The 9,511-nt window shown below is 66.6% G+C and carries 11 protein-coding genes and 1 pseudogene; 7 read left to right on the top strand and 5 right to left on the bottom strand.

Annotated elements, in window-relative coordinates:
• The 5 genes from G3O00_RS35815 to G3O00_RS35795 all read left to right on the top strand — a co-directional run.
• Positions 1–478, top strand: a 478-nt coding sequence (locus G3O00_RS35815; protein WP_277399359.1) for an NAD(P)-dependent oxidoreductase, incomplete at its 5' end; no start/stop codon positions are given.
• Positions 479–504: 26 nt separating this feature from the next.
• Positions 505–1,437, top strand: coding sequence for a hydroxymethylglutaryl-CoA lyase (locus G3O00_RS35810; RefSeq protein ID WP_011353409.1), 933 nt, complete (start codon positions 505–507; stop codon positions 1,435–1,437).
• Between the two features lie 26 nt (positions 1,438–1,463).
• Entirely contained in the window at positions 1,464–1,970 is a 507-nt protein-coding gene (locus G3O00_RS35805; RefSeq protein ID WP_206145814.1) for a YbaK/EbsC family protein, read from the top strand.
• Positions 1,967–2,179 carry a DUF1289 domain-containing protein gene (locus G3O00_RS35800; protein WP_174935799.1) on the top strand — a complete coding sequence of 71 codons (213 nt, stop codon included), beginning with the start codon at positions 1,967–1,969 and terminating at the stop codon, positions 2,177–2,179. The genes G3O00_RS35805 and G3O00_RS35800 overlap by 4 nt, the downstream gene beginning before the upstream one ends.
• A 30-nt stretch (positions 2,180–2,209) precedes the next feature.
• Positions 2,210–2,695 (top strand): hypothetical protein, encoded by a 486-nt coding sequence (locus G3O00_RS35795; RefSeq protein ID WP_241025485.1) that lies wholly within the window; start codon positions 2,210–2,212, stop codon positions 2,693–2,695.
• Positions 2,696–2,990: 295 nt separating this feature from the next.
• On the opposite strand, the gene G3O00_RS35790 is transcribed toward G3O00_RS35795, so the two are convergent.
• The gene (locus tag G3O00_RS35790) at positions 2,991–3,893 is read right to left on the bottom strand and encodes a DMT family transporter (protein ID WP_206145812.1); all 903 of its coding nucleotides are present in this window, start codon (positions 3,891–3,893) and stop codon (positions 2,991–2,993) included.
• A 112-nt stretch (positions 3,894–4,005) separates the two neighbouring features.
• Here G3O00_RS35790 and G3O00_RS35785 point away from each other — a divergent pair, with 112 nt between their 5' ends.
• Positions 4,006–4,497, top strand: a complete 492-nt coding sequence (locus tag G3O00_RS35785) for an Lrp/AsnC family transcriptional regulator (RefSeq protein WP_011353413.1) — start codon at positions 4,006–4,008, stop codon at positions 4,495–4,497.
• A 40-nt stretch (positions 4,498–4,537) separates the two neighbouring features.
• Here G3O00_RS35785 and G3O00_RS35780 read toward each other — a convergent pair whose 3' ends face one another.
• A complete protein-coding gene (locus G3O00_RS35780; protein WP_011353414.1) occupies positions 4,538–5,434 on the bottom strand; it encodes an alpha/beta hydrolase in 897 nt (298 codons plus the stop codon).
• Positions 5,435–5,700: 266 nt separating this feature from the next.
• Between G3O00_RS35780 and G3O00_RS35775 the strand changes: the two genes are divergently transcribed.
• Entirely contained in the window at positions 5,701–6,660 is a 960-nt protein-coding gene (locus G3O00_RS35775) for a nitronate monooxygenase family protein (RefSeq protein WP_206145811.1), read from the top strand.
• 115 nt (positions 6,661–6,775) lie between these two features.
• On the opposite strand, the gene G3O00_RS35770 is transcribed toward G3O00_RS35775, so the two are convergent.
• The 3 genes and pseudogenes from G3O00_RS35770 to G3O00_RS43640 all read right to left on the bottom strand — a co-directional run.
• Positions 6,776–7,738, bottom strand: coding sequence for a LysR family transcriptional regulator (locus G3O00_RS35770; RefSeq protein WP_011353416.1), 963 nt, complete (start codon positions 7,736–7,738; stop codon positions 6,776–6,778).
• 181 nt (positions 7,739–7,919) lie between these two features.
• Positions 7,920–8,996, bottom strand: a complete 1,077-nt coding sequence (locus G3O00_RS35765; RefSeq protein WP_011353417.1) for a porin — start codon at positions 8,994–8,996, stop codon at positions 7,920–7,922.
• Between the two features lie 345 nt (positions 8,997–9,341).
• Positions 9,342–9,511, bottom strand: a pseudogene (locus G3O00_RS43640) (peptide-binding protein); the annotation flags it as partial.

The following is a 9,511-nucleotide window of genomic DNA, read 5'->3' as shown; positions in this document are numbered from 1 at the left end:
GCTCGCCGCGCTGGGCCTGCCCGTGCGCGGCTACAGCCGCAGCGCGAAGCAGCTCGACGGCGTCACGACCTTCGCCGGCGACGGCGCATTCGATGCGTGCATCGACGGCGCAAAGGTGCTCGTCAACCTGCTGCCGAGCACGCCCGACACCGACGGCATCCTGTCGTCGCGCGCGTTCGCGCGGCTCGCGCCCGGTGCGTATGTCGTCAACGTCGCACGCGGCGCGCACCTCGTCGAAGCCGATCTGCTCGATGCGCTCTCGAGCGGCCAGGTAGCCGCCGCGACGCTCGACGTGTTCCATCGCGAGCCGCTGCCGGAAGACCATCCGTTCTGGCACGCGCCGCGCATCACGATCACGCCGCACAGCTCGGCCGAGACGCTGCGCGACGAAGCCATCGCGCAGATCGCCGGCAAGATCCGCGCGCTCGAGCGCGGCGAGCGCGTCGGCGGCATCGTCGACTACGCACGCGGCTACTGAACCTACAAGCAAACCAGGAGACAACCATGACCTTCCCCACCGCCGTCAAGATCGTCGAAGTCGGCCCGCGCGACGGGCTGCAGAACGAGAAGACCTTCGTGCCGACCGACGTGAAGATCGCACTCGTCGACCGGCTGTCGCACGCCGGCTTCCGCAACGTCGAGGCCGCGTCGTTCGTGTCGCCGAAATGGGTGCCGCAGATGGCCGACGGTGCCGACGTGATGGCCGGCATCGAGCGCCGCGCGGGCACCGTGTATTCGGTGCTCACGCCGAACCTGAAGGGTTTCGAGAATGCGGTCGCCGCGCGCGCCGACGAGGTCGTGATCTTCGGCGCGGCGAGCGAGGCGTTCTCGCAGCGGAACATCAACTGCAGCATCGCCGAAAGCATCGCGCGCTTCGAGCCGGTCGCGAAGGCGGCGAAGGATGCGGGCCTGCGGCTGCGCGGCAGCGTGTCGTGCACGCTCGGCTGCCCATACCAGGGTGAAGTGCCGGTCGCGTCGGTCGTCGACGTCGTCGAGCGTTTCGCGGCGCTCGGCTGCGACGAGATCGACATCGCCGACACGATCGGCGTCGGTACGCCGAAGCGCACGCGCGAAGTGCTCGCGGCCGTCACGCGCGTGTTCCCGCGCGAACGCCTGTCGGGCCACTTCCACGACACCTACGGCCAGGCGCTCGCGAACATCTACGCGGCGCTGTTCGAAGGGATCGAGATCTTCCACGCGTCGGTCGCCGGCCTCGGCGGCTGCCCGTACGCGAAGGGGGCGACCGGCAACGTCGCGACCGAGGACGTGCTGTACCTGATGCAGGGCCTCGGCATCGACACCGGCATCGATCTCGCGGAGGTCGTCGCCGCCGGCGACTTCATCTCGAACGCGATCGGCCGCGCGAACGTGTCGCGCGCCGGTCGCGCACTGCTCGCCAAGGCGCAGAGCGCGGCCGACGCCGCGAACTGCGTATGACCCCGGTATTCGACGGATTCCTCAACATGACGACACCTGCTTCATTCGATTCCCTCCCCGATTCCGCGCGACGCGTCGCGCTGCTGCTGCGCGAGCGCGGCCACGCGAAAGGCATCGTGATGCTCGCCGACACCGGCAAGACGTCGGCCGAGGCCGCAGCCGGGCTAGGCTGCTCGGTCGCGCAGATCGCGAAGTCGATCCTGTTTCGCCGCCAGTCGGACGGCGCGCCGGTGCTCGTGGTCGCGAGCGGCGTGAATCGCGTCGACGAGAAGAAGGTTGCCGCGCAAGTCGGCGCGGTGGGCCGTGCGGACGCGAAGTTCGTGCGCGACAACACCGGCTATGCGATCGGCGGCGTCTGCCCGATCGGCCATCTCGTCGAACCCGTCACGCTGATCGACGCCGACCTGCTCGAGCTCGACAGCCTGTGGGCGGCCGCCGGCCATCCGCACGCGGTGTTCAACCTGTCGCCGAACGAACTCGTGTCGCTGACGGGCGCGCCGGTCGCGGACGTCGCGTTGCGGGAGCCCGCATGAGCGACGCGCAGGTGACGGTGCCGGTCGGCACGGTCGCGTCGCCGTGCACCGACGTATGCCGGATCGATCCGCGCACCGACTGGTGCGCGGGTTGCCTGCGCACGCGCGACGAGATCAAGGGGTGGCGTGCGTCGGACGACGACGCGCGGCGCGCGTTGCTCGCGCGGCTCGATGCGCGGCGGCGTCTGATTGCGCGGAGCGGCGCATGATGATCTTTGGGCGCGTTCGAGGATAAGCGAATGGCCAGCGCACACGAACGGATCACCCGGCACCTCGCCGTTCTCGAAGGGCTCGACATAGGTGGCATCAATCGTGCAGCCGACATGCTGATGATCCAGTTCGGCCCGATGCGGCAAACCACCACGCGAAAGGGTACGGTGAAATGGGTCGGTGCCTGGGCGCTGCACGTTCAATGCGATTGGCAAATCCGGTGGGAAAGCAACATCGTCGCGACCCAGGACGATCTTTACGGGTCCGACGACAAGGCACGTCACACCGTGGAGCGTCTCGAGGCGCTTTTGATCAAGCACGGCCCAATGACCGTTGCATCTGCCCTTGGCAGTGAATCGGGACAAGCATCGATTACGTTGTCTGCCGGACTGAGCCTCGTCGTCACGCCGACGGGCGCGGCACACGAAGAGGACTGGCGACTCTTTGCGCCGAGCGTCGATGGTCCGCACTTTGTGATCGAGGGTGGCCGGATCGAGCCCGACTCGCCCGCATGAAACGGACCGGCATCGAACGGGCTACTCAAGGCCGTTGCCAGAGCCACGCATAAAAAAAAGCCGTTCAGCCTGACGGGCGAACGGCATGAGATCGGAATCCTGTGAACGTGATCAACGTCACAGCCCGCATCATACGAGCGACGCGGCCGCATCGCATCGGGTGTTTCCCTACAACTTCTTACAGCATATTCCACGCGTGCGTGCGCACGGCTTTTGCCCGCAATACGCGTTCCCGAAATACGCCTTCGACGAACCGCTGCACTGCCCCGCCGCGGCGCCGAATCGTACGACCGTTTCAGTTGCCGATGGCCGCGCGACGGACGGGCACGATGCGCCAGCCGAGATTCACGCCGGCCGCCGCGAGCAGGATCAGCAGCGCGCCGGCCACCTGCGTCCACGCGAGCGACTGCCCGAACGCGACGTGATCGACGACGATCGCGACGACCGGATAGACGAACGACAGCGCGCCGGTCATCGCGGTCGGCAGCTTCTGGATCGCGCCGTACAGCAGCACATACATCAGGCCCGTGTTCACGACGCCGAGCACGACGAGGTCCAGCCACTGCCCGGCGCTCGTCGGCAACGTGCCGAAGTGCGCGAACGGCGCGAGCAGCAGGACGCCGAGGCCGGCCTGCAGCAACGCGAGCAGGTGCGGCGGCGTGCCCTTCAGGTGCTTCGTGACGATCGACGAGATCGCATAAAGAAAGGCGGCACCGAGCGACAGCGCGACGCCTTCCAGATATTCGCCCGGCACCGCGAGCACGGCCGGCTCGACGCGCACCACCGCGACGAGCCCGACGAAGGCGAGCGCGAGCCACGCGACCGTCGACGCGGTGATCCGCTCGCGGAACACGATCGCGCCGAGCGCGACGAGCATGAACGGCTGCGTGTTGTAGACGGCGGTCGCCATCGAGATCGACGCGCGCGAATAGGCGGCGAACAGCAGCAGCCAGTTCGCGACGATCGCGACGCTGCCGAGCGTCGCCAGCGCGAGCATGCGCGGCGAGAACAGCGCGCGGCGCAGGAACCCGAACGCCGCGCAGACGATCGCGAGCGTCGCGGCGCCGAACAGGCAGCGGAAGAACACGACGTTCGTCAGCGGCTGCTGTGACGACATCACGAGCCAGCCGATCGTGCCGGACATCATCATCGCGACGACCATCTCGGCGGCGCCGCGGCGAATTTCATTCGAAGCCATCGTGAACTCCGTTCAGAAGAGTGGATGACTTCGATTCTAGAAACTTGCTTTCGCGGCAACCACGGCTAAACTGAAGTGAATCGACCGATTCACCTTCGAAAGCAAAGCGATCATGCCGAAACGCCTTTCCCCGCCTGCCGTCGCGTCGCTCGACGCGACCGACCGCGCGATCCTCGCGGCGCTGGCCGACGACGCGCGCATCGCGACCAGCGAACTCGCCCGGCAGATCGGGCTGTCGGCGCCCGCGACGGCCGACCGCGTGCGGCGACTCGAAGCGCAAGGCGTGATTGCCGCGTTCACCGTCGAGCTCGACCCGCGCGCGCTCGGCTACACGCTGCAGGCGATCGTCCGAGTCAAGCCGCTGCCCGGCCAGTTGCATCTCGTCGAAGAGATGCTGCGGCGGATTCCCGAATTCGTGGAGTGCGACAAGGTCACCGGCGATGACTGCTTCATCTGCCGGCTCTACCTGCGCACGATTGCGCACCTCGACGACATCCTGTCGAAAGTGACGGAGCGCGCCGAGACGAGCACCGCGATCGTGAAATCGACGCCGGTGCCGCGCCGGCTGCCGCCGCTCGTCGAAGACGACGGCGCGCACCGCTGAGTAGCGGGTACACGCGCCGCCCGCGGGCCCGCGCGTGGCGTCACGCAGCCGCGTCGCGCGCCTCGAAGAAGGCCAACAGTTCGTCGATCAGCGCGACGGGCGCCTCTTCCGGAATGTAGTGCCCGCACTCGAGCGCACGACCGCTGACGTCGCGCGCAACGCGGCGCCATTCGTCGAGCGGATCGAAGCAACGGCCGACGATGCCGTGCTCGCCCCACAGCACGCGCAGCGGACACGCGACCTTGTTGCCGCGCTCGAGATCCGCACGGTCGTGCTCGAGATCGATCGTCGCGGATGCGCGGTAGTCCTCGCACATCGCATGCACGGCGCCCGGCTGCGCGAGCGCGGCCCGGTACGCGGCGAGCGCCTCGGGCGCGAACGGCGCGAGCCCGGCGGACCGGTTGCCCATCACGCGCTCGATGTACGCATCGGTATGCGCGCCGACCAGCGTCTCGGGCAGCGGCTCCGGCTGGATCAGGAAGAACCAGTGGAAATACGCGGTCGCGAACGCGCGATCGGTTTTCTCGTACATCGCGAGCGTCGGTGCGATGTCGAGCAGCATCATCCGCTCGACGGCGTCCGCGTGATCGAGCGCCAGCCGGTGCGCGACCCGCGCGCCGCGATCGTGCGCGCACACATGGAAGTGCTCGAAGCCGAAATGCCGCATCACGGCGACCTGGTCGGCCGCCATCGCACGTTTCGAATACGGCGCATGCTGCGCGTCGCTCGGGGGCTTGCCCGACGCGCCGTAACCGCGCAGGTCGGTGGCAATCACCGTGAAATGATTCGCGAGCGTCGCGGCAACGCGATGCCAGATCATGTGGGTTTGCGGATGTCCGTGCAGCAACAGGAGCGGCGGACCCGCGCCTCCTTTGACACCGAAGATGTCGGTGTCCTGCACCGTCACGCGAAACGGTGCAAACGCCTCAAACGACATGGTTTGTTTCTCGTTGGTTTGTTATGGCGACTATTTTAGGAGCGCTTGTGCCTCTACACAGCGGCGCAACAGCCAGAATCCCTAGAAAGAGAACACTCCCTCGATTGCCGGCACACCGCGCATTTTGTTAAGCTCGCGTAGAATCGCACGATCGTTCGTATTAATAAGGGCGACCTCGTTTCGCAGCTACACTCGAATCACCGTTCGACCGCAAAGCATGGCGTCGGCGCGACCGCGCGGCCGCCCCTGGAGACTGGAGACATCACATGGCATTGCCCACCGTCCTGCAGAACCTGACGCTGCCCGTCATCGCGTCGCCGATGTTCATCGTCAGCTACCCCGAACTCGTGCTCGCGCAATGCAAGGCGGGCATCGTCGGTTCGTTCCCCGCACTCAACGCCCGTCCGGCCGAACTGCTCGACGAGTGGCTCACGCAGATCCAGTCCGAACTCACCGACCACCAGGCAAAAAATCCCGACGCGGTGATCGGCCCGATCGCGGTCAACCAGATCGTCCATCAGTCGAATGCGCGGCTCGAGCACGATGTGCGCGTGTGCGTCGAGCACAAGGTGCCGATCTTCATCACGAGCCTGCGCGCACCGGCGCGCGAGATCGTCGACGCGGTGCACAGCTACGGCGGCATCGTGCTGCACGACGTGATCAACCTGCGTCACGCGCAGAAGGCGCTCGAAGCCGGTGTCGACGGGCTGATCCTCGTCGCGGCCGGCGCAGGCGGCCATGCGGGCACGACGTCGCCGTTCGCGCTCGTCGGCGAAGTCCGCAAGATCTTCGACGGCCCGATCGTGCTGTCCGGCGCGATCGCGAACGGCGGCTCGATCCTCGCGGCGCAGGCGATGGGCGCCGACTTCGCGTACATGGGCACGCGCTTCATCGCGACGCAGGAAGCGCACGCGATCGACGACTACAAGCACGCGATCGTGAACGCGAAATCGTCGGACATCATCTACACGAACCTCTTCACGGGCGTGCACGGCAACTACATCCGCGAGAGCATCGAGAAGGCCGGCCTCGATCCGGAGGCACTGCCGGAATCCGACAAGACGAAGATGAATTTCGGCGGCGACAAGACGAAGGCGTGGAAGGACATCTGGGGTGCCGGCCAGGGCGTCGGCCTGATGGACGACCTGCCGAGCGTCGGCGCGCTCGTCGAGCGCCTGAAGCGCGAGTACGACGACGCGAAGGCGCGGCTCGGCATTCCGCGCTGACGAATGCGGCGGCCATCGCGGCCGCCGCCGGCACGCATTCCGTCGGACCAAACAAAAAGCGCGAACCGCTGCGGTTCGCGCTTTTTTATTGCCCCGCTACCGCGGGAAAGACGGCTCAGACCGCGCGCTTCATCCGCGTGATCGGCAGCACGCGCAGGCGCGATTCGATCGACGGGCACAGCGACTGCCCTTCGAAACGCGCCGCCAGGAAATCGACGAACGAACGCACCTTCGCGGACACGTGACGACGGCTCGCGTAGACCGCATAGATCGGCGCTTCGTGCGGCGGCACCGCATCGAGCAGCACCGGCACGAGCCGGCCGGACTCGATGTCGTCGCCGACCACCTCGGTGCCGAGCAGCGCGATGCCCGCGCCCGCGAGCACAGCCGCACGCAGCCCTTCGAGATGATTGACGATCAGGTTGCCGTTGAGGTTCACGCGCGACGCGGCGGCCGCATCGATCACCAGCGAGTCGAGCATCGTCGAATTCGAATCACGCCGCAGGTAGTTGTGGTGCGCGAGATCGGCGATCGTCGCGGGCGTGCCGTGCTTCTCGAGATACTCGGGCGACGCGACCAGCAGGATGTGCGCGGTCGCGATCTGCCGCGCGACCAGCGACGACGATTTCAATCCGTTCGGCGCCGCACGCACCGCGACGTCGTAGCCTTCCTCGATCAGGTCGACCACGCGATCGGACAGCGTCATGTCGACGGTCACGTCCGGGAACCGGCCCGCATAATCGGTGACGGCCTGCATCACGTGCCGCAGCCCGAATGCCGATAGCGACGTGACGCGCAGCCTGCCTTGCGGCACCACGCTCGCGGCGCCGACGGCCTGCCCGGCTTCGTCGAGTTCAGACAGCGCCTGCACGAGGCGCTCATAGTATTCGCGTCCAGCCTCGGTAGGGGCGACGCGTCGTGTCGTGCGATGCAGCAGCCGCGCACCGAGCTGCTGCTCGAGATGCATCACGTGCTTGCTCGCCATCGCAGCCGACATCTGCATGCGCTCGGCCGCGCCGACGAAGCTGCCCACTTCGACGACGTAGCGAAACACATTCATGCTGACGAGGGTATCCATCGAACTAGCTCGTAATGACGGGGGAATGGTCCAATTACGAGATAGGGTAACAAAGGCCGGGAAACAGAAAGGTCAAGAAAGGCAAAACGGCGCCGCGGGGTCGCGGCGCCGTTTGGGCGGGAAAACATGTAGTTCGGACGCGCTTTTCACGCGCGTCCGGCGCAGCGGTCGTGCGTGCGCGTCAGAACTTCGCGCGGATGCCGGCGCCGAACGTGTTGCCGGTCGACAGGCCGCTGATGTGGTCGTTCATGTACGCAGCGTAGACGTCCGTGCGCTTGGACAGCGGATAGTCGTAGCCGACGGCCCAGGTCTGGCGCGTCTGGTCGAGGCCGCCCGAATCGCGCGAGTACGCGTACGACGCCATCGCGTTGCCGACGCCGAGCGGCACCGACACGCCGCCCTGCGCGGTATTCACGTGCCAGCTGCCCGCGACCTGGTCATTCTTCGTATACATGTACTGGCCGAACAGCTTCACGTACTTCAGGTCGTAGGTCGCGCCGACTTGCGCGATGCCCTGGCTCTTCATGCCGGCCACCAGCGCGCTCAGGTCGCGCGGGCCGTTGTTGAAGTTCACGTACTGGTAGACCGCGGTCGCCGCGAACGGGCCGTTCGCATAGTTGAACTGCGCGCTCCACTTCTTCGAGCCGTTGTCGCCGGCCTGGTTGCCGAGCGCGTACATCGCGCCGAAATTCAGGCCACCGAACGACGGCGACGTGTACGACAGCGCGTTGTTCCAGCCCGAATCGCCGACGGCACCCTGGTCGCTCGGGTAGGTCGGGAACGTGCCGAGGCCGAGGAACACGTGGTACACCATCGGCGAGAAGGTGTACGAGTCGTAGAACGGGTTGAACAGGATCGTCGACAGGAACAGGTGCGTCGTCAGGCGGCCGGCCGTCACCGTGCCGTACGGCGAATCGATGCCGACGTATGCGTTGCGTGCGAAGAACGTATCACCCTGGAAGCGGCCGAACTGGCCGTTCTGCGCGCGGAAGAAGCTTTCCAGCGTGAAGATCGCCTTGTAGCCGTTGCCGAGATCCTCGGCGCCGTGCAAACCCCAGTACGACGTCGACATCCCGCCGCCGCTCACGTTCCACGCGCGGTCTCCGCCCGGGAACTTGGTTGCGCCGACCCATTCGTCGACCTGACCGTAGAGCGACACGCTCGACTGTGCATGGACGGGAGCGGTAGCCGCCACGCAGGCAGCCGCGGCGATCAGCTTGACGGACGTGCGCGACGCACGGCGAGCGAATGCTTTCATTGGATCTCCAGATTTTGTCGAATTGTCGATAAGTGGCGCGAGCGTTGTTTTTTGGAGCCGAGTGCTTGCGTCGTATGGGGCGCAGCCATCTTTACGGATCATTCGTCCGGTCAAAATTGCGCACACTTATTGCTGGTATAGCGGCAGCATTAACTTCGCGGAATTGATACATGGCCGGGTACCCGCCGGCGGCCCGGCGTGAACGCGGTCGCGCGGCGGGACGGCAGCGTGGCACACGCGAGCCGGGCGCGAAAGATAGCGCAATGCGACGGGAAAATCAGCGGAAATCTGTGCGCGACTGTGGCGAATTCGCATCAGCCGGCGGAGGGACGAACGCGCGGGCGCTCAGTTTCGGTAGAACGGGGAGAAAAACGGCGAGTGTGCAGGCTCTTCCTGCGAGCGGGGCGGCGGCATCGGGCGTCCGCCGCGCTCCTCGTTGTAGCGCGCGACGTCGGCGCGGATCGACCCGGCGCGCAGCGGCACGTTGCCGCCGCCCGGCGGGCGCGGCACCTGGC

The organism is Burkholderia sp. Ac-20384, from assembly GCF_017104605.1.
Classification (GTDB): domain Bacteria; phylum Pseudomonadota; class Gammaproteobacteria; order Burkholderiales; family Burkholderiaceae; genus Burkholderia; species Burkholderia lata.
Note: the sequence above shows the minus strand (reverse complement) of the source record. Positions and strands in the feature narration are given on the sequence as shown.

Bases quoted from the DNA above. Each gene is read 5' to 3' on its own strand.
- G3O00_RS35785 (WP_011353413.1), top strand. From the start codon at position 4,006: ATGCCGAAACGCCTTTCCCCGCCTGCCGTCGCGTCGCTCGACGCGACC.
- G3O00_RS35780 (WP_011353414.1), bottom strand. From the start codon at position 5,434: ATGTCGTTTGAGGCGTTTGCACCGTTTCGCGTGACGGTGCAGGACACC.
- G3O00_RS35770 (WP_011353416.1), bottom strand. From the start codon at position 7,738: ATGGATACCCTCGTCAGCATGAATGTGTTTCGCTACGTCGTCGAAGTG.
- G3O00_RS35790 (WP_206145812.1), bottom strand. From the start codon at position 3,893: ATGGCTTCGAATGAAATTCGCCGCGGCGCCGCCGAGATGGTCGTCGCG.
- G3O00_RS35805 (WP_206145814.1), top strand. From the start codon at position 1,464: ATGACGACACCTGCTTCATTCGATTCCCTCCCCGATTCCGCGCGACGC.
- G3O00_RS35810 (WP_011353409.1), top strand. From the start codon at position 505: ATGACCTTCCCCACCGCCGTCAAGATCGTCGAAGTCGGCCCGCGCGAC.
- G3O00_RS35795 (WP_241025485.1), top strand. From the start codon at position 2,210: ATGGCCAGCGCACACGAACGGATCACCCGGCACCTCGCCGTTCTCGAA.
- G3O00_RS35765 (WP_011353417.1), bottom strand. From the start codon at position 8,996: ATGAAAGCATTCGCTCGCCGTGCGTCGCGCACGTCCGTCAAGCTGATC.
- G3O00_RS35800 (WP_174935799.1), top strand. From the start codon at position 1,967: ATGAGCGACGCGCAGGTGACGGTGCCGGTCGGCACGGTCGCGTCGCCG.
- G3O00_RS35775 (WP_206145811.1), top strand. From the start codon at position 5,701: ATGGCATTGCCCACCGTCCTGCAGAACCTGACGCTGCCCGTCATCGCG.